Genomic DNA, 18,429 nt, shown 5'->3' on the forward strand with positions numbered 1-18,429 from the left:
TCGACACAGCTCCACTGCTAGATCGACCATCGCCAGCTGGAAGTCAAAAACACGGAGCGCGCATAACCTGGCTATGTCGATGTAAGGAGACGCTGGTCTCGAAGTTCCGAAGAACGCGATTATCCATCCAAAGCGAAACAGCATCGGGTGTCGCGTCCCGAAGTGCGCATCCAGCAACCTTGCGGTTTATCTCACGTCCAAGCGCATCAATATTTCGTCATGGAATGTGTCGCCGACCTTGAGGGCTTCCGTTTCCAGTGCCCAACGCTTGAAGCCCGCAGATTCATACAATTTGATAGCTGGATCGTTGTGTGCCGGCGGTCTCTTTGCCGCGAGTTATGGCGATGCATAGCATTTTGGCCGATCCACCAGCTTCGACCGGACGACGCCGCTCAAATTGTGGCGGCTCAGCGACGGGCCGTCAAGCCCGCCGCTTGTTGACGCTGGCATCACGGATCCGCTCTGCCGAACCGGTCAGTTCATCGGTCTGACCGGCGACAGACGTCTGCCGCTCTTATCCAGCCTTGGCGGATACGTCTCCAGGAATGTCTGCTCAGATCCAGGAATGTATCGGGGGCTCGATATCATTTAAGTAGTATTGTCCGATCGCATGGAATTTCCAGCGAACCGGGTCGTGGAGCGTGTGTGTTCGCGCATCGCGCCAAAGGCGGTCCAAATTCAGTTTCTCGAGGGTCGAGCGCGCTCCCACGAGTTCGAACAGCTTGTTCGATGCAAGGAGGGCAAGCTCCGTGGACAAAACCTTCGCTTCCGCAATTGCAATTTTGGCTAAGCCGACCGTCCTTTCATTAACATTGGCGATCGTGGCATCGAGCTGCCGTCCGCTGCGTTCGAGCATTGCTTCGGCAGCATTGTATTTGATTTTAAGGTCTCCAATCGCCGCGATCGTGTAAGGGTCATCACTTGCGCGTTCCCGTCCGCTGTCGATCCAAGGACGGGCATAGGTCTTGATGAGATCGATCGTGACATCGATGGCATGCTTGGCAATACCAAGATCGATCGCGGCATGGATAATTTGACTCTGCGGACCGACGGCGCTCGGATTTTCGTATACGATGTGGGCAGGCAATACTCTTGCGGCCGCAACGCGCACGCTGTCCAGAAGCACCGTGCCGCTTGCGGTCGTGCGCTGACCGAAGCCTGACCAATCGTCTATGACTGTTAGTCCGCTCGCGGTTCGATCGGCCACGGCAACGACGACATGGCCACTTTCGTCCAGCGCGACGATCGGGACCAGGTGAGCAAAGAGCGCGGCGGTCGAGTAAAATTTCTGTCCTGAGACGAGAAACCCGTCTCCGTCACGGAGCAATCGGGTCTCGAAATCTTCGACATTTTTGCCCTTGAATTCCGAAAATGCGTTGCCCAGTCTCTGGCCCGCGAGCACCTTGCCGAAGAGGTCTCTTTTCTGCTCTTCGCTTCCGGTGAGCCGGATGACGTCGATGATTTCAAAGTTACTCTGCGGCATTTGCGCCAGCGAGGCATCGGCGGAAGCAAGGAGCGTGAAAACCTTGGCGACCGTGGTTTGCGAAACCCCTGCACCGCCGTAGTTTTTCGGGATTGTGATACCCCAAAGACCGCTCTGCGAAAAAGCGTCGACCTCCTCGAACGGCAGCGTCCTATTTCTGTCCCGTGGGCCTGCTTCAGCGAGAAAACGCAGGCGTAAATCCTCGGCAATCGCTATCGCCTCCTCGTCGCTGCTGATGACATGGGCGTGCTCTGCTGGGAAGGAGGGAGACCAATCGGAAGGTCGCATGGTCTCAGATTCTTCGAAGGCTTTCGGTGTCGTATTGCTCATGTCATCTTCTTTCTGTTTATTGGATGGCTACTAATTCGAGGACGCAGTTCTTCGACCTTTGTGAGAATGATCACCTCGACCGGGCAAATGCGAACTGTGAGGTGCACCGGTTCGTTGAGCACCAGACGCTCCCAACCCGAGGCCTTGCCCGTAAAATGCTGGCCCAGAACGGGAGGCCATTTGCGTCGAGATCGAGTGCTCGCTGTTTGACCTCTTGCGGAGAAGTAGAGGCGCGATGCTACGGGATGATTTCGGTTGTGTCTGACCGGGTTACGGAAAATCAAAAAGTGGTTGCGGTTGTAATATTGAGGCCTTGGCAATACGTCGTCGGCCGCGACGTCATGGCCAATCCTGCTTGCCGCAGTCGTATCCATTCGCCGAAGGCCGTCTGCCCTGATGTGGTGATTGGCTTTAAGTCCATGGCTTATGTCATGCGCTACAGTGATTTCCCCCATTGAGGTCTTGTCCGCCGACGATCTTGGTCGTCGGCGGGATTGGTCTGACGCGGAGAAGGTTCGGATCGTCGAGGAAAGTCTGCAGGGATTTCGGCAGGGCTCGGCGCGGCGTTATGGATTGTCGCGGTCCTTGTTGACGGCCTGGCGTCGTCAATATCGGAGCGGGCTTCTGAGTGGTTCCGCGCCAACAACCTTCGTGCCACTTTCGATTTCGCCACCGGCGGCGGCATCTTGCGAGGTGGTCTCGCCGCCGCGATCTGAAGACGACAAGACGATCGAGATCGGCCTGCCGAACGGCCGACGGCTGACGATCCCGGCCTCGCTTGATCCGACCATTCTTGCCCGCCTGTTGCCCGTCGTGGATGGGTCATGATCGCCTTTCCGGCCGGGGTGAAGGTGTGGATCGCGGGCGGGGTGACGGACATGCGTTGTGGCATGAACAGCCTGGCGCTGAAGGTGCAACAAGGTCTTGGCCGTGATCCTCATGGCGGCGAAGTCTTCTGCTTCCGGGGGCGCAAGGGTGATCTGATCAAGGTCCTATGGCATGACGGCGTCGGCATGTCGCTTTACATAAAGCGCCTCGAGGCCGGCAAGTTCATCTGGCCGGTCAGCCCAAGCGGCTCCGCCGTGTCTGTATCGTCGGCGCAGCTGGGCTATCTCCTGGAAGGGATCGACTGGCGCAATCCTCGTTGAACGCAGCGGCCTTCGAAGGCAGGCTGATCGCCTGCATTACTCTGTTTTTGTTGGGCTTTCGACATGCGGCATGGTAGCTTTCGGCTATGGACGACGCTGCTTCGGAGATAGCCAGACTGCGCGCCGCGCTTGCGGCATCGGAAGCGCGTGCCGCCTCCGCCGAGGCCGATCTCGCGCAGGTGCGCGCCGTCGTAACGACCTCCGAGGCAATGATCCGGCACCTCAAGCTCGAGATCGCCAAAATGCGCCGCGAGCAATATGGCCAGAGTTCGGAACGGCGCGCCCGGCTGATCGACCAAATGGAATTGCAGCTCGAAGAACTCGAGGCCGACGCCACCGAGGATGAGATCGCGGCTGAACGCATGGCAGAGAAGATCACAAATGTCTCCGCCTTCGAACGCCGTCGGCCGGCCCGCAAGCCGTTTCCCGAGCACTTGCCGCGGGAGCGCCTGATCATCGAAGCCCCATCGACTTGCACCTGCTGCGGCTCAGCCCGGATCGTCAAGATGGGAGAGGACGTCACCGAGACGCTGGAGGCGATCCCGCGCCAGTGGAAGGTGATCCAGACGGTGCGCGAGAAGTTCACCTGCCGGGATTGCGAGAAGATCAGCCAGCCACCGGCGCCCTTCCATGCGACCCCGCGGGGATGGGCGGGACCGAACCTGCTGGCGACGATCTTGTTTGAGAAGTTCGGCCAACATCAGCCGTTGAACCGCCAGGCTGAGCGCTACGCCAGGGAAGGCGTCGATCTCAGTCTTTCCACGCTGGCCGATCAGGTCGGAGCCTGCGCGACGGCGCTGCAGCCGATCCATGATCTGATCCGCGCCCATGTGCTGGCCGGCGAGCGGCTGCATGGTGACGACACCACCGTGCCGCTTCTGGCCAGGGGAGCAACAAGGCAGGCACGGTTATGGACTTATGTGCGCGATGACCGTCCCTTCGCCGGCGGCGCGCCTCCCGCGGCGCTCTTCCACTTCTCTCCCGATCGCGAGAAGACCCATCCCAACACGCATCTTGCCGGATGGCAGGGCACACTGCAGGCCGATGCCTATGGCGGCTACAACGACCTCTATCGTGCCGACCGCCGCCCCGCGCCGGTCAAAAGCGCGCTCTGCTGGAGCCATGCGCGACGCAAGTTCTTCGAACTCGCTGACATCGCCGGCAACGTGCGCAAGGGCAAACCTGCCCACGAGATATCGCCCGTCGCGCTTGAGGCCGTGGCCCGTATGGATGCGCTCTTCGACATCGAGCGCAGCATAAACGGAATGCCTGCCGAGGATCGGCTCACAGCGCGGCAGCAACATGCGCGTCCGCTCGTTGAAGAACTGCACGATTGGCTCATGGCTCAGCGTGCCGAGATGTCGAGGCACAATCCCGTCGCCAAGGCGATCAACTATATGTTCGAGAAGGAAGGACGCTGGGAGGCCTTCACGCGGTTCCTCGACGACGGCAGGCTTTGCCTTTCGAACAATGCTGCCGAACGGGCTCTGCGCGGTATTGCTCTGGGAAGAAAGGCGTGGCTGTTCGCCGGCTCCCAGCGCGGAGGTGAGCGTGCTGCCTTCATGTATTCCCTGATCGTCACGGCGAAGATGAACGATATCGATCCTCAGGCCTGGTTGGCGGACGTGCTCGCCCGTATGCCCGGTATATCCGTATCACGGCTGCCGGAACTGTTGCCGTGGAACTGGACCGCCGCTGGCAGCACCCGGCAGAGGGCGGCCTGATGGCGCGCCCGACGCATGTCTACACGATCGACTACGTCGCCACGCTGATCGGCGAGAACCTCGAACTCCTTCAGGCAGTCGCCAGCAACTCCGACAACATCGACTATGGCGAGATGATCCATGCTCATGACGGCAGCGAGGAGGGCATCACGACCTTCACCGACCAGGGCATCGAAAGCTTGAAGGAGTTCCTCGCGGATATCCGCACCTCGGACGGCGGTATTCGGCAGTTCCTTGTTGACGAGCAATGCGATCAGGAAAAAATCGAACGCATCATGGCGGACGAGCCGAAATCATAAGCCGCGCGGCCTTCGCCGGATGGATACCCGCAGTCTATCGATGCCATTCGGCTAACCGATCGCAGTCGACAACTGGAACGCACGCAGCAGATGGACCTTACGCGATCGCTATCACGCACGCAGCGTTTGGGTTCGAGGATGTAGGCCTGCGGCACGAGGACATATTGGCGCTTGTGACCGGTCCCGGATGGAGAGGAAAGCGCTGGGCTTGGCACCGTTTGTGATTTGATCTGCGCTATCGTCTGGCTGTGCGCCGTTGGGATGGGAGTGCCGTTATTCATCCAACCTGCCACAGCGACACTCGTGGCCCACTCTGCAGTCATAGGAAAGAAATTCCGTCGGCCAGCGCACTCCCATGACATAACCTGGCGATCAATCGTCAATCGAGTGCTGTGGTGCGACGAGCAATGATGCCTCCATACACTCCCGCAGCCAAGGGCTGAAATTTTCCAGCATATCGTCGAACACATTCTCTGGCAGTTCATCGATCGTCAACGTCCAGCAGGAGGTGCCCCCGAGTGTGCCTTTCAATCGGTTCAAACTGACCTGTTGCACTCGGATCTTCCCGACTTCCATCGGACTAAACTGGGTAACGGTTGATGTGCCGTCATCGTTTGTCCTTATGTAACAAGCCGGTGCGGTGGCAATCAGTCCGGCTTCTGCCAACATCGTAAGGACGTTCCCGTCGAGAAAGCTGACCTTGGTAGGCGGGCCCAAATCCTGGTACCTGTCGGACGTGGTGTTTGATGCATGCGAATTGCAAACCTGTGGACATTCCCGTGTCAAGTACGATCCTTTCGAGAGCGCTCCCCCACGGCGCGAAGACCAAATCACTGGATGTTCGGCATCTCGCCATGATCTGTGCCTTTATGCTGAATGCAGCTGATGGGGACATGATCGTCCTATCCAGGCTTCTGGGCCGCTAGGTTTCAAACCCCGATCATTCGGTTTCGTTCGTAACCGAACAAGCAGATCATTCGCCGAACAAGGCCGAGCCGGTGAGCCGATTAGATGCGATAGGCTGGTATCGCTGTGCCGCCTTGAGACGGCGACGCCTCGTGAAAATGATCCGGGATTCTTCGCCTGAAACGCTGCGGAGAGTGGGGGCGGCTCACGACGCTGGTCGAGGAAGCCGCCCGCGGCGGTACCCGCCTTATCGCGACGCCGGAAATGGGCACGACAGGATATTGCTGGGACGACCGCGCGGAGGTGCAGCCCTATGTGGAGACGATCCCTGGCGCGACGACGGACCGCTTCCATGTGATCGCGCCAGAAGTCGATCCGCTGACCGAGCTCTACTATAATTCAGAGGCGTTCATCGGCCCCGAAGGGCTGATCTGCAAGCATCGAAAATCCCATCCCTATATCGCCGAGCCTAAATGGGCCGCAAGTGGTGATATCGCGTACGACGTCTATGAAACATTGATTGACCGGATCGCTATGATGTTTGCATGGATCTGCATTTTTTCGAGCCCGCTCGGCTGGAGGTTCTGCAGGGCGCCGAAATCATCTGAGATATAAGCAATTGGCTCCAGGAACGCACGCCAGCACCGGACTGGATCAACGGGCCTCGAGAACGCCTGCTATGTCATCGAAAGCAACCGCAGGGGATGGGCGCGTATCGTTCAGTTCAGCGGCGGAGCTGCCTCATCAATGCGGACGGCTCGGTCGCTGCGATCGATGCGGGAGACGGCGTTGCGTTTGCTGATTTCGATATCGAATGGACGCGGTCTCGCACAATTCTCGCGAACAGGTCTTTGCTCGCCGGTCGTGCGCCGGAATGAACTGATCGTCATGCGTATGCCAGATCAATATCGGCCGCTTCTTTCCGCGGAAATCAATGCGCGTCGCGATGGACGGGCAGGGGCGATAAGGTAAGAACCTGCGCGACGTGTATAGGCAGGTTGCGCGCTTTCGCCGACAGGGCGACGGGAGGGTGGTCGGAGCGGGGAATTGCTCCGGGCACGACTTGGGCGACGTCCACGACGAATGGCTATGTTCTGCTTGCGGAGCCAGCCGGAGTTTCTTTGGCGCGGCGCAAGTTGAGTGCCCCGGCCACAGGCAGGGGAACAACCAGAATGTAAACGGCAGTCCCGTTCAATGAGGAGCGTTCGGACGTTGTGTGCGAGTTGATAGAGAAGAACCCACCCGACATTCTCGTTGCGAATGTCGAGAGCGGCCTCGATGGCAATCACATCCCGTTTGAGTAAGGTCATACGGTCCACCACACAGATCCATTTCATTTGTAATACAATCGCCCCATCCTGAAATGATCTTGCATCGTTTTCGTCTCATTGACGATCGCGCTCAACCCAGCCTCGAAGTCCCATGATCGACCCGAACTATCTCTCTGATCACGAATTCCAGTCGATCTTTGCCAACTGTCGGCAATATTGGCTCAACTATGGACTGGAGGCGCACCGCGACGACGATATCGCGCTTTACCGGACCGGCATCGCCCATCCGCAGCTCAACGGCGTCGTGCGCCTTAGGGGCAACGATATGGACAGCCACGTCACGGAAGCTCGGTTGCAGCTGAGCGATGTTCCCTCGCTCTGGTGGATCGGCGCCGATTCCGATCCGGAGGCCCTCAATACCCTGATCCGGCACGGCGGGGCAGTGCGGGCAAAGGTGCCGGTCTTTGCAATCAGAATCATTGACCTGCCTCCCGTGAAGACACCAGATGGCGTCGTCCTGGAGGAAATCATCGATCCGACGGCGATCCGCGAATGGGTCGAGTGCTTTTGTCCGCCGATGGGGATCTCACCTGATCAGGTCGAACGGATGCACCGGACCGAACAATCCCGTGCAGATGAACCGGGCAGCTACCGGCGATTTTCTGCGCGCATCGACGGCAGGATCGTCGCGACCTCGGCCCTGCTCGACGCAGCCGACGTGGCCGGGATCTATGTTTGCACGACGTCGGAGGCGCACCGCCGCAAGGGCATTGCCACGGCCCTGACGGCGCACGCCGCACGCGCCGGAGCAGAGCAGGGCTGCGAGCTTGCAACCCTGCAGGCCAGCCCGCACGGAGCTCTGGTCTATTCAAAACTCGGATTTTGGCAGGTCGCCAACTACAACCTCGTGGTTTTCTAGTCGGTCGGAGACCTGCCGCGTCTTCAAGCATAGCACCCCTGAGACCTGTGCGCTGGACGATCCCCGCCACGACAATCGATGGCGCCATTGCCGGGGTTCAACACCGCTCCGACGCTTATGCCAATGCGTGTGTCGAGGCGCGGTCGAGGAAAAAGTGCTCAATCTTGCAGGCAAACGGTAGATCCCGATCGATGACGCCATTTCGGGTGACTGCCTGCGCCTCCAGCAATGACGTCCACGACCGCCTTGACGATGAAGGGTGAAGGGGGTGCGGCTGGTGAATGGGCGGCGACGCACACCTCCTTGCGGGCTGGCGCAAATAACCGCGCCATCAGAACATCGCTGAACAGATCACGCCCGGTCGCTACCCGCACCGCGATTTTCACGGACGTAATCAGGGATGTCCTCAACGAAACCACTCTGCCAGGCCAAAAAATTAGATGAGCGCATCGCAGCTCGCCGGAAATAAATTCTCGGGCGACAGCGCGACGGCGCGGATGACAATCGAAAGAGAATATTCGTCGGGTTGCTTGCAAGCGCGATACATGGATTGTCCCATCTCGAGTCACTGTGTGAGAAGCTGGCGTTTTCAGGAAAGAGCCGGGTTGAACCCGGCTCTCGGCTTCACTTTTTTTCGCTGCCTGGGCAGCGTACATGTAGCTGTCGTAACTGTATTCGGCGACGGCCATTCGAGGGAGCGACCCTGACGTCAGGTTTTTCACCCCGCGCCAATGAGCCTCAGGCGCTGCGTCTGCCTCCTTGCTCGATGAGAGTTCCATGGCGCCAACCTGGCCGAGGTTCCGAAGATCGATGACATTGGGAAGGCCCTTCATGGAGTGCAGCGCGTCCCGCCGGCGTTCGGCAGGTGCCACAGCGCGAGCCGGCAGTCCTCTCCTTCATCGACCTCCAAGTGGCGACAGCCAGCGAGCAAGATCGGGCTCGATAGCGCCTGGAACCGGAAGACCCGGCCGTCTCGAACCCTGCATAGGTGACGTTGCTTATATCGTCTCAGTCCGCTTTCAGCTCCTCTGCTTAAAATCGGCAATCTGCCAACCAGTGAAATGACGCCTCCGCAATCCATCTTAACTTGTTATTCGAAGCGTTATGTTCCATTGGTTGCATTTGAAATACGATCGTCTCCGGAGACATCGGCCTGACATCCCCGATCGCGACCATAAATCCAGCCGCTCGAAATATTGCAGTCTGAAGGGCCCCTGCACCGATCGAAGTCGACCTGAGGATCTTGGATGAACCAGCGCACGGAGGTTGAACATGTATAGACACGAACTGGTCAGCGTTGTGGCGCTTGCGTCATTGTTTGCTGTTCAGACTGCCCATGCTGACGGCCCTGCTGGCCTTGCCCGCGGCCTGAAGACAGCGCCTGCACTCAGCTATATTTCAGAAAAGCGCCGTACTGCTGCGCCTTTCGCGCATGTCATGTTCTGTGCCCGATATCCAGACGAGTGTACGGTGCGCGGTGACGCGTCAGAAATCTCCTTGAGCCCTTCTATGGAAAAGCGGCTGCAGGCTGTCAACGCCTCGGTCAACCGTTCGATTCGCCCGATCAACGACCGGCCCGATCAAGGCGATGTCTGGCAAGTGAATGTCAAATCGGGCGACTGCGAGGATTTTGCCCTCACGAAGCGTGACCACCTGGTCGCGATGGGCTGGTCCTCGAAGGCGCTGCGTATTGCCGTCGCCAAGACGCCTGGCGGCACGGGCCATGCGGTTCTGGTCGTCAAGACCGATCGCGGAGACCTGGTGCTAGACAACCGCACGAATGCGATCAAGGGCTGGAAGGATACGGATCTTCGCTGGCTGATGATCCAGTCAGGTGAAAACCCTCGCATTTGGTTCGAGATTTAGACAGGGGCGTGAGAGGTTTGGGATAGGAAGAAACCTCTTAGTGGCTCGGTAAAAGACATCGATCCCAAGCGGCTTTTCGAACCGATCCAAGCATATCGTGGCCACGCTACGGTGATAAAGCCACCGAGGGGGAAGAGGATGAGGAAACGCGATGTGCTAGATGGCGTATTCGGCTTGGCGCCTCATCTTCAGGCGATTTGGGATCGTAGGCGGGGTGCTGTTTCGAGTGATGATAAAACGTGGTCTGTATCGCAAACAGCCACAAGCATCAGAAAGGAAGCGCAGCATGAAGCATTATGTCGGAATGGACGTCTCTGTGAAAGAGACCTCCCTGTGCATCGTTTGATGAAGCAGGCGGGATTTGCCGAGAGCTAAAGGTCTCCAGCCATCCCGATGACCTCATCGAAGTTCTCAAAGATCCTACCTGGCATCTTGTGCGTATCGGTCTTGAAGCTGGACCATTATCGCAGTGGCTTTTCGACGGTCTTTCGAATGCCGGTCTACCGGTCGTTTGCATCGAGACCCGTCATACCAAAGCCTTCCTGAAGGCGACCGTTAATAAAACGGATCGCAATGATGCGCGTGGCATCGCGCAAATGATGCGGGTTAACCTGTTTCGGCCAGTACATGTCAAAACAATTGCGAGCCAGCAGCGACGGGCTCTGCTCACCGCGCGCAAGCTAATATTGAACAAGGTCAGGGACATCGAGAATGACATCCGAGGACTGCTGCGTAATTTTGGTCTCAAGGTTGGTGTGATCGGGCGCATTGGCTTTGTGGCGCGGATAAGAGAACTTCTTGAGGGTATGGTCGATCTGGCGGAAATCATTGAACCATTGCTCTCAGCCAGGCAGCAGCTTCGAGCGAGTTTCGAAGCTCTGCACCGAAAGGTGCTATCCATCGTTCGGAATGATGTGACCTGCCGACGCTTGATGACCATTCCGGGCGTTGGGCCGGTTGTCGCTTTGGGCTTTGTCAGCACGATCGACATACCTGGACGCTTTAAAAATTCCAAAGCCGTTGGTCCTGCGTTAGGGCTTACACCGGTTCTGAACCAATCTGGTGAGAGTAATCGTGTCGGCCGGTTTCGCTGTGTGGTGACACAATGATGCGAACGCTTCTCTATGAAGCGGCTCAAGTCATGCTGACGGTGGTCAGAAAATGGTCGTGGCTAAAGGCGTGGGCGATGAATATTGCCAAACGTCGCGGCCATCAGAAAGCAATAGTCGCCTTGGCACGCCGGCTGGCTGTGATCATGCATCGCAGGTGGAGTGATGGCACAGAATTCCAGTGGTCAAAGGACCACGGACTGGCAAAGGCCTGAGCATCTCAGACGACTAAATTCCACCCGCCGGTGGAACGATGTCCTTCACGGGACGATGAATGAAGTGAGGCCGCTATGGAACTTGTACCGATCGGGCTTACCGACCAGGACGCGTCTTAGATTGTTCTACTTCATTCTACTGACCCCATAATGGGAGGGGCAAAGACCCGATCCCGAAGAGAAGCGAGGCCCCGTGAACGACGTCAGATACCGCTGAAAGTGGAAGGCTCGATAGCGCTTGACTTCAACACCCCGAATAGAGAACTTCCATAAGTTATCTTATGTGATATGTTATATCGTTACATTGAAAAACCCGTATGGCCCATCGACATGAGCTAGTCGCCGTATTGCGATGATCGCGTATTTTCCTTGGGATGCCGCTCCGAGATCCAGGTTCGTTTCCAAACCCAAAGGCGAACTCCTACCGCGTTTCGACCTCGAGTACATTCGTGACCAGTATCTTGCTGTCCGTTCCATACCCGATAAGAGCGATTGAGAGCGCCTCGGTGACGCTGTCGGCTTCTTCGTCGCTGGCGATCAGTTCGAGTTTGAAAGCCGCCTTTTCATCAGTCTCATGTTGAACGCCATTGTAATTGACGACCCTGATGTTCTTTGGCGCGATGTCTTTGACGTCCGACACGATGAACTCGAAGAGGAATTGCTCGGCAAGCGTCTCCCGCAATTCGTATATCCTGGACGGTGGGAATATGACTTCAATTTTTTTCACGTATTACTCCTCTTCGAAATATCGACGGCTGTCGCTCGCCAATCCATATTATCCGTCCTCGAAATCGCATTCATTTGCGTCTCCGATTCGCTGTTGAATAGAAGGGTAAGGCGCCGACCTCAGGCCGATTGACCTGGTGTTTCATGCCTGGAGACAGGCAACGAACGGGAGTATACCGGAGGTCGATGCCGTAGAAACAACCCGCTGACCTACCGAAAATCCCGCGTTGGGTGCCCGGTCGCCCCCTCGTCCGCAGCCCGCTCCAGGAGTTCTTGGGTGCTCTCCAGAAAGCGATCAAATGGCTTTCGCGCCGCATACAGTATGTGGACACGTCCATTCACCTGTCCTGTCGCAATCGTATGGTCTGCGTCTTTTTCCCCGATAGCCAACGGCCCCCAAACAGCGTCTACCCGAATTGCGCCATAAGACTGAGCGATTTGATGTCCGAGATGACCCAAGCGCAGTCCATGGTAAGCGCTCGCAGAAGATGCGTCGTTTCTTATTGAAGGAATGCTGTCAGGCACTCTCGCCGGTATGGATATCCCGTGGTTGCTGCCTTCGTTTCGCATCTCGCAGGAGAAATCTGACGCTAGGGACCGCGCCAGAGTAAACACGTTGGTCTCGTCGACGACAGCGTAGTCTTTCGTATGAAGCGCGCTTCCCACGACGCAGGACGGAGCTTGGCGACTGGAAAGACGAATTTCACCCACGACGCGCCTCACATCGCTCTTGTGGCGACCAGCAGGAAACTGAGCGCATTTGACCAGCGCCGCTGACAGGAGGTCCTCCAGGCTGAGTCCATGCCTGCGAGCCACCATGTCGAGCCGAGTGGTCAATGCCGGCGACAAGCGGGCACTGTTGATATGCGGCTCGCTCCATGCCATCGCACAGAAGGCGGCTGACGATGTGGCCTTCTCTGCTCGCACTCGCGGGATCGCAACCGCTGCGGGGAAACACTGTCTTGCGACAGATCCGCCGCCGATCACCGTCAGCAAATCGCTCATCACCCTGGAAAGTGCGCTTGTATCGGCAATCGCTGCGTGCGCCACGAGCATGAGAGTGGAAGCTTCGCCGCCATGCAGAAGGACGGCCCTCGCCAGCGGGCTGGAATGACGGATCTTGTCTTTCAGTTCGATCGAGATGGTTCCTTTCCAGTCCTTTTCACCGCAACCCGACACCTCCAGCGGAAACGGTCGCCTGGGCAGGTCGAAGAATGCCGGTCGCCCTTCATAGTCGAGCGCGATCTCAACACCCAGCAAAGGGTGACAACGCTGCACTTCGCCAAGCGCTCGTTGCCAATCTTCGATGGTTGTCCTCCCGGATACCTCCACGATGATGGTCACTCTCGGCTGCCGGGAAACGGTCTCATGCCAGCGACACCGCTCGAGGGGACCAAGCAATCGCAGCGGAAGAGGAATGAGACCAAATAAGGCGATGTCCATCATGATCAAGCTCTTCGGGTGTCGTTTAAACGCGCAGCCATGGGGAGCACGCCCTAAGGAAGTGTGGATCTTTTCAAGGCACCAGAATTGCCGCGGCGGATATCGCGGATGTTTCAGATCGGTGTTAGTAGGTTGTAGATGTAGTCAAACACCGGATTGCGATTAAAGCTTCGCGCGCGCTACATCTGTCGCGCTAGTGATAAAGTCCCTCGTTTAAGCGTACCGCCTTTAGCCTGGACTCCGCCTCGCGGATGGCCTCATGGCTCTGGAGAAGGAGCTCGGCGTGCAGCTCTTCATCCGTTCGACCCGACGGGTGGAACTGACAAGGGCAGGGGCGGCCTTCTACGAGCGATCGGTCAGGATCCTCAGCGAAGTCGATCTGTCGACCGAGATCGCCCGGTCGGTGGCCGGCAAGGCGGCGAAGAGGATTGCGATCGGTACCGTCTATCCCGCCACCATCGGCGTGCTGCCGTCCTTCCTGTCGCGCATCGCCCGTAAATATCCCGATATCCGCCTGCATATCGAAAGCGGCACCACCGATGACATCATCCGCCATATCGAGGCAGGCCGCATCAATCTCGGCTTCATCCGGCCGGTGGAGAATATCGGCTCCTTGCGCTTCTTCTCGATTGCCCATGAGCGCTACCTGCTGGCTGTTGCCAAGCAGAGCCCACTATCGCTGAAGAGCGAGATCGATCTCGAGGATCTCAGGAGTGAGAAGATCATCTCCTTCTCTCGGCAGAACCTCTCCTACAGCGAGTGGTATTTTTAGTGCGGCCAAGTTCCGGAACTTTTGGCGGTGGTGCTGAGCGCTAACCGGCCGCTGTCGCGCGATCGAGTGCTGCGATGAACTTCGCGGTGAGCGGGTGGTCGGAGCGCGGATTCTGACCGGTGATGAGCTCGCGATCCTCGACCACGTAGGGCTCGAAGTCGACCGGGTTGGTGCTCACGTCGCCGCCCGCGATCTGCAAAGCATCGGGCATCGTGAAGTACAGCTTGCCGTGAAGAATGTTCTCCTCGACGGACTTTTCTTCGCTGGCCGAGAAGACCGTCATCCTGTAGCCGGCATACTGCCAGCCTTTTGCCAGTTCCAACGCCTTGAGCGTGTCGCGGATGATCAGAGCGGCCCGAAATTGCCTGGCATTCGGCATGGGGGCAAGCGACGCGATCGGGCCGTGGCAGAGGAAAGCCGTCGGTTTTTTGAGCGCATGGAAGTACCGCAGGATCTCGCCGAGTTCGGCGTCCTGCATGAGATCGACGACAGGCGCCTGGCCGCCTGGGACGAACACTCCGGCATAGTTCTCCAGCCCTTCCTCGAGCACCGAGCGCAAACTGCGCACCTCATTCATCGAGGAGTGTCTCGCAAAGAAAGTTCGAGACCGTTGATAGGCCTGCTCGTCGCCACCGAAATGCTGTGCCGAATCCGAAACTTCGTCGATGTGCGGCTTCTTGCCGTTCGGCGTGGCCAGCACCACGTCATAACCGGCTTCAATGAGTGCCATGGCGGGCACGACCGTCTCGTTCAAATACTGACCCGTCGGCCCCGCGGCCCCGCCCTGCATCTCGATCTGAGTGGCGTTGGAGCCGATGACTAGCACGGTTCCTTTGGTCATTGCTTCCCTCCTTCGCGAGGACGACCCATTCGCCACTCCGCCGACGCAACTGTACTTCAATGGGCACCGGCCATCGGTTAAAGGAGGTTAATTTCGGTAGCTTGAGATTGCCCGTCAGCAGCGCTCCTGTCACGAACAGTCGCGGAGGTTACCGAGCGGCGCATTAAGGTCTTTTTGCTCGTCATCCCAAAAAGGTCCTGGCGATCCACGCATCGCATAGGCTGGTCGCAAGTCGGCTGGCAGACGTGCGCTCGTAACCGCGCGGCGCCAATGATAATATCGGCGGTTTTCCGGCGTTGGCTACTCTTTGCGTTCTTCGTAGGTCACTTGTTCGAGATGGGGTAATCTTATTCTATGGATGGATTTACTTGGCGCGGGACATTCTTTTGCACAACCATTGCGAAGTCCGCTAGAAGGCGAATCCCAGGACGGGGGTAGATTGTTGACATGGAAGCGGTGGAACCAAATGAGGTCGTGGATTTCGGTCCATTCCGGCTTTACCCGAGACATCGCAAATTGTTCTGCAGGAGTGAGGAAGTCCGTCTCGGTGGAAGGGCAATGGATGTTCTACTGGCACTTGCCCGAAAGAAAGGCGAGTTGGTAACGAAGGAACAGCTCTTCGAGGCCGCCTGGCCCGACGTCTTCGTCCATGAAAGCAACTTGAAGGTAACGATCGCTTATCTCAGGCGCGCTCTCCGCGAGTTTTCACCTTCAAACGAATATGTCACGACGGTTGTCGGTCGGGGTTATTGGCTTGGTATCCACGCTCAGCCTGAGGACACCGGAGGTAAGGCAGATCTGCCGGGGGTTGCAGGCACGCCGCTTCCGGAGCTCGGTACGGTCATCGGTCGCGAGGTCGAGATTGCTGAACTGCGCGAGTTGCTGGCCAATAACCGGCTGACGACGATCGTCGGGCCAGGCGGGATCGGAAAGACGACCGTCGCCGTGGCTGTCGCACAGCTCTTCGAGGACGAGGGCGGCGGCTCTGTGACCTTCGTCGATCTCGCACGGGTCGCAAGCGAGGAATTCGTGACGTCGTCACTCGCGGCAGCGCTTGGCATCAGTTCGAACGGTGATGACAGTCTTCAGGCGATCGTTTCGATCCTGGCCCGGCGCAAGGCCGTGCTCTTCCTGGACACATGTGAGCACGTCCTCAATGCCGCGGCGCATATCTGCGACGTCGTGCTGGCGCAAACGCCGGATATCCGGGTCCTGGCAACCAGCCGCCAGGTGTTGCGTGCGCGAGGCGAGAAGGTCGTATGGCTGGCGCCGCTGGAGGTCCCGCCTCAAGACCACGCCGGCACGGCCCGGGACGTCTTGCGATACTCCGCGCCTCAGCTCCTCGCGGCACGGGCATTCGAGAAGACGGGCTATCGTGTCGAGGACGGGGACGCGCGGGCAATTGCCGAAATCTGCCGAAGGCTTGATGGCGCGCCGCTCGCAATTGAGCTGGTGTCCTCCCGATTGGCCGGTCGCAGCGCCGACATCGTCCTTAGGGAACTCGATGATCGATTTCGCACTCTGAGGCGGGACGCTCCTGGCGGTCCACTGCGGCAGCGGACATTGCTCGTCACGCTCGAATGGAGCTACGCGCTCCTCACCCGGGACGAGGCCGCGGTCCTGCGCGCGATCTCGATCTTTGCAGCTTCCTTCGACACGGACGCTGCGGTTCGCGTTGTCGCGCATCTTTCTCTTGCTCCGAGCGCTACGTTCGACGCCCTCGCCGGCCTGCGCGCCAAATCGATGCTCAGCGTCGATCAGACGTTCGGTGAACTGCGGTACCGCTTGCTGGACACTACACGCGCCTTTGCCTGCAACCTGCTGGAAAGTCAGGGAGAATTGGAGGCAGTATCGGCAAGTCACGCGCGCCTTCAACTCGAGATCCTTACGCGCGCTGGCGCAGAGCATGCGACGATGACGGCGCGCAGGTGGCATGCGACCTATGGCGGCCAGGCCGATGATCTGCGCAAGGCGCTCGATTGGGCGCTTTACCGTTCTGGCGATCTGCTGCTCGGAATTCAACTGGCCGCCGCCGGATTGCCCTTGTGGCATGAACTGTCCCTGGGGGACGAGACCCGCAGGAATTGCGAGCGGGCGCTGGCCGAGTTCGAGCACGTCGCCGGTGCCAATGCCGCCCTGAAGTTGAAGCTGGTCTTGGGATTGGCGACCGTCGGCACCTATCTCGCCGATGACGCCGCAAGAACTGTTGCCTTGTTCGAAACAGCGATTCAATTGGCACGTGAGACGGCAGATGCCAGCGCCGAATGCCGCGCCCTGGGAGCCTTGTCGACCTTTGCGGTTCTGACCGGCTATCAAAGTGCCGTACCGGAGACACTCCAGGCAATGCGAGACGCTGCTGTTCGGGCGAATGATCGAAGCGCGTTGTGGGAACAGGAGCAGCTTCGCGCGGTGTGGGAAGTGGTCGGCTGCAAATTCCAAGTGGCTCACCAGCGCCTGAAGACGCTTCGCGCGGAGATGCGAGATCATTCCGAAGGAGCCGTGCCGCGCTTTCACATCCACCAAAAGACCAATATCGAAGTGCAGTGGGGCGCGCTTTACTGGCTCATCGGCAAGCCGGGACAAGCTGTACGCGTCATCGAGAAAGCGGCGCAAGATGCGATGGAAACCGGCCACGGACTTACTCTCACGCATTCCCTGGCACGCGGAATAATATGGACGATGAGTGAATGCCATGATTATGCGATGGCGAGATTTTATACAGACTATCTCAAGACCACCATCGATCGTCACGGCATGGCGGCGTGGATCCCAATAGCGGATTGCTACAGCGAGTCCATTGACGCTCTCTCCTGCGCTCGCCCTTCGCCCAAAGGCTTGCGGGCAGCCTTCGACAATCTTCGCAATGGCTCATTTCAGGTCGGTCATCACAGTTACTATGCGACGATCGCCAATGCGATGGTTGCAATAGGGCAATGGGAAGACGCAGCGCGCACGATTGACCATGTCTTTCAAGTTTATCCGGAACGGTGGATCCTGCCCGAGATTTTGCGCCTTCGGGCGGCGACCGAGCGGGCATTCGGGCGTCACGACGATGCGATGGCCACGCTGCGGGAATCTTTTCGGGTCGCTGGCGAGATTAGTTGCCTCGCCTGGAGACTCCGTACCGCGAATGACCTGGCAGTATTGCTGGCGGATCAGGGCAAAAGAGTTGAGGCGCGGCAGATTCTCGCACCGGTCTATAACCAGTTCACGGACGGATTCACGTCTGGCGATCTACGGCATTCCTGCGAACTCCTGGAACAATTGGGCTAGCTCGATCCGGTGCAACCGCCAATGCACCTCCGCCGCGGTTACTGTACGGCAGTGCCCCCCGACGGGCGTTGCCGGCGCAGTTTGTTTGCAAAGCACGTCATTTC

At 58.3% G+C, this 18,429-nt stretch carries 13 protein-coding genes and 3 pseudogenes; 10 read left to right on the forward strand and 6 right to left on the reverse strand.

Annotated elements, in window-relative coordinates; all coding sequences use genetic code 11:
• Positions 1 to 553: 553 nt before the first annotated feature.
• Positions 554 to 1,771, reverse strand: coding sequence for an SfnB family sulfur acquisition oxidoreductase (locus ACR9ZQ_RS00455; protein ID WP_481427256.1), 1,218 nt, complete (start codon positions 1,769 to 1,771; stop codon positions 554 to 556).
• Between the two features lie 468 nt (positions 1,772 to 2,239).
• On the opposite strand from ACR9ZQ_RS00455, the gene tnpA reads away from it, so the two are divergent.
• From tnpA to ACR9ZQ_RS00475, 4 genes are all read left to right on the forward strand, one after another.
• The gene (gene tnpA / locus ACR9ZQ_RS00460; RefSeq protein ID WP_481426526.1) at positions 2,240 to 2,641 is read left to right on the forward strand and encodes an IS66-like element accessory protein TnpA; all 402 of its coding nucleotides are present in this window, start codon (positions 2,240 to 2,242) and stop codon (positions 2,639 to 2,641) included.
• Positions 2,638 to 2,961, forward strand: coding sequence for an IS66 family insertion sequence element accessory protein TnpB (tnpB, locus tag ACR9ZQ_RS00465; protein WP_481426527.1), 324 nt, complete (start codon positions 2,638 to 2,640; stop codon positions 2,959 to 2,961). The genes tnpA and tnpB overlap by 4 nt, the downstream gene beginning before the upstream one ends.
• A gap of 86 nt (positions 2,962 to 3,047) precedes the next feature.
• Complete coding sequence (tnpC, locus tag ACR9ZQ_RS00470) at positions 3,048 to 4,685, forward strand: IS66 family transposase (RefSeq protein WP_481426528.1); 1,638 nt, start codon at positions 3,048 to 3,050, stop codon at positions 4,683 to 4,685.
• On the forward strand, positions 4,685 to 4,984 hold the full coding sequence (locus tag ACR9ZQ_RS00475; RefSeq protein ID WP_481427257.1) for a hypothetical protein: 300 nt from the start codon (positions 4,685 to 4,687) through the stop codon (positions 4,982 to 4,984). The genes tnpC and ACR9ZQ_RS00475 overlap by 1 nt, the downstream gene beginning before the upstream one ends.
• Before the next feature lie 372 nt (positions 4,985 to 5,356).
• Here the strand turns inward: ACR9ZQ_RS00475 and ACR9ZQ_RS00480 are convergent, their stop codons facing one another.
• Positions 5,357 to 5,653, reverse strand: a complete 297-nt coding sequence (locus ACR9ZQ_RS00480; RefSeq protein ID WP_481426529.1) for a hypothetical protein — start codon at positions 5,651 to 5,653, stop codon at positions 5,357 to 5,359.
• 438 nt (positions 5,654 to 6,091) lie between these two features.
• On the opposite strand from ACR9ZQ_RS00480, the pseudogene ACR9ZQ_RS00485 reads away from it, so the two are divergent.
• Both ACR9ZQ_RS00485 and ACR9ZQ_RS00490 read left to right on the forward strand, forming a co-directional pair.
• Positions 6,092 to 6,765 (forward strand): annotated as a pseudogene (locus ACR9ZQ_RS00485) (nitrilase-related carbon-nitrogen hydrolase); the annotation flags it as partial.
• 547 nt (positions 6,766 to 7,312) lie between these two features.
• A complete protein-coding gene (locus ACR9ZQ_RS00490; protein WP_481426530.1) occupies positions 7,313 to 8,080 on the forward strand; it encodes a GNAT family N-acetyltransferase in 768 nt (255 codons plus the stop codon).
• A gap of 158 nt (positions 8,081 to 8,238) precedes the next feature.
• Here the strand turns inward: ACR9ZQ_RS00490 and ACR9ZQ_RS00495 are convergent, their stop codons facing one another.
• Entirely contained in the window at positions 8,239 to 8,913 is a 675-nt protein-coding gene (locus tag ACR9ZQ_RS00495; protein WP_481426531.1) for a hypothetical protein, read from the reverse strand.
• A gap of 439 nt (positions 8,914 to 9,352) precedes the next feature.
• On the opposite strand from ACR9ZQ_RS00495, the gene ACR9ZQ_RS00500 reads away from it, so the two are divergent.
• On the forward strand, positions 9,353 to 9,946 hold the full coding sequence (locus ACR9ZQ_RS00500; protein ID WP_481426532.1) for a transglutaminase-like cysteine peptidase: 594 nt from the start codon (positions 9,353 to 9,355) through the stop codon (positions 9,944 to 9,946).
• A gap of 286 nt (positions 9,947 to 10,232) precedes the next feature.
• Positions 10,233 to 11,270, forward strand: a pseudogene (locus ACR9ZQ_RS00505) (IS110 family RNA-guided transposase).
• A 421-nt stretch (positions 11,271 to 11,691) separates the two neighbouring features.
• On the opposite strand, the gene ACR9ZQ_RS00510 reads toward ACR9ZQ_RS00505, so the two are convergent.
• Positions 11,692 to 11,997, reverse strand: coding sequence for a hypothetical protein (locus ACR9ZQ_RS00510; protein WP_481426533.1), 306 nt, complete (start codon positions 11,995 to 11,997; stop codon positions 11,692 to 11,694).
• Positions 11,998 to 12,206: 209 nt separating this feature from the next.
• Complete coding sequence (locus ACR9ZQ_RS00515) at positions 12,207 to 13,442, reverse strand: hypothetical protein (RefSeq protein ID WP_481426534.1); 1,236 nt, start codon at positions 13,440 to 13,442, stop codon at positions 12,207 to 12,209.
• Positions 13,443 to 13,698: 256 nt separating this feature from the next.
• Here ACR9ZQ_RS00515 and ACR9ZQ_RS00520 point away from each other — a divergent pair.
• Positions 13,699 to 14,208 (forward strand): annotated as a pseudogene (locus ACR9ZQ_RS00520) (LysR family transcriptional regulator); the annotation flags it as partial.
• A gap of 43 nt (positions 14,209 to 14,251) precedes the next feature.
• Here ACR9ZQ_RS00520 and ACR9ZQ_RS00525 read toward each other — a convergent pair.
• Entirely contained in the window at positions 14,252 to 15,052 is an 801-nt protein-coding gene (locus tag ACR9ZQ_RS00525; RefSeq protein WP_481426535.1) for a type 1 glutamine amidotransferase domain-containing protein, read from the reverse strand.
• A gap of 447 nt (positions 15,053 to 15,499) precedes the next feature.
• Between ACR9ZQ_RS00525 and ACR9ZQ_RS00530 the strand changes: the two genes are divergently transcribed.
• Positions 15,500 to 18,325: an ATP-binding protein gene (locus tag ACR9ZQ_RS00530; protein WP_481426536.1), complete on the forward strand. Its 2,826-nt coding sequence runs from the start codon at positions 15,500 to 15,502 to the stop codon at positions 18,323 to 18,325.
• The last annotated feature ends 104 nt before the right edge of the window (positions 18,326 to 18,429 follow it).

The sequence above is a fragment of the Rhizobium sp. KNZ14-9A genome (assembly GCF_056755015.1).

What these genes read in the sequence shown, in the direction of transcription:
- ACR9ZQ_RS00455 (WP_481427256.1), bottom strand. Translation starts at nt 1,771, where the DNA reads ATGCGACCTTCCGATTGGTCTCCCTCCTTCCCAGCAGAGCACGCCCAT.
- tnpA (WP_481426526.1), top strand. Translation starts at nt 2,240, where the DNA reads ATGTCATGCGCTACAGTGATTTCCCCCATTGAGGTCTTGTCCGCCGAC.
- tnpB (WP_481426527.1), top strand. Translation starts at nt 2,638, where the DNA reads ATGATCGCCTTTCCGGCCGGGGTGAAGGTGTGGATCGCGGGCGGGGTG.
- tnpC (WP_481426528.1), top strand. Translation starts at nt 3,048, where the DNA reads ATGGACGACGCTGCTTCGGAGATAGCCAGACTGCGCGCCGCGCTTGCG.
- ACR9ZQ_RS00475 (WP_481427257.1), top strand. Translation starts at nt 4,685, where the DNA reads ATGGCGCGCCCGACGCATGTCTACACGATCGACTACGTCGCCACGCTG.
- ACR9ZQ_RS00480 (WP_481426529.1), bottom strand. Translation starts at nt 5,653, where the DNA reads ATGTTGGCAGAAGCCGGACTGATTGCCACCGCACCGGCTTGTTACATA.
- ACR9ZQ_RS00490 (WP_481426530.1), top strand. Translation starts at nt 7,313, where the DNA reads ATGATCGACCCGAACTATCTCTCTGATCACGAATTCCAGTCGATCTTT.
- ACR9ZQ_RS00495 (WP_481426531.1), bottom strand. Translation starts at nt 8,913, where the DNA reads ATGAAGGGCCTTCCCAATGTCATCGATCTTCGGAACCTCGGCCAGGTT.
- ACR9ZQ_RS00500 (WP_481426532.1), top strand. Translation starts at nt 9,353, where the DNA reads ATGTATAGACACGAACTGGTCAGCGTTGTGGCGCTTGCGTCATTGTTT.
- ACR9ZQ_RS00515 (WP_481426534.1), bottom strand. Translation starts at nt 13,442, where the DNA reads ATGATGGACATCGCCTTATTTGGTCTCATTCCTCTTCCGCTGCGATTG.
- ACR9ZQ_RS00525 (WP_481426535.1), bottom strand. Translation starts at nt 15,052, where the DNA reads ATGACCAAAGGAACCGTGCTAGTCATCGGCTCCAACGCCACTCAGATC.
- ACR9ZQ_RS00530 (WP_481426536.1), top strand. Translation starts at nt 15,500, where the DNA reads ATGGAAGCGGTGGAACCAAATGAGGTCGTGGATTTCGGTCCATTCCGG.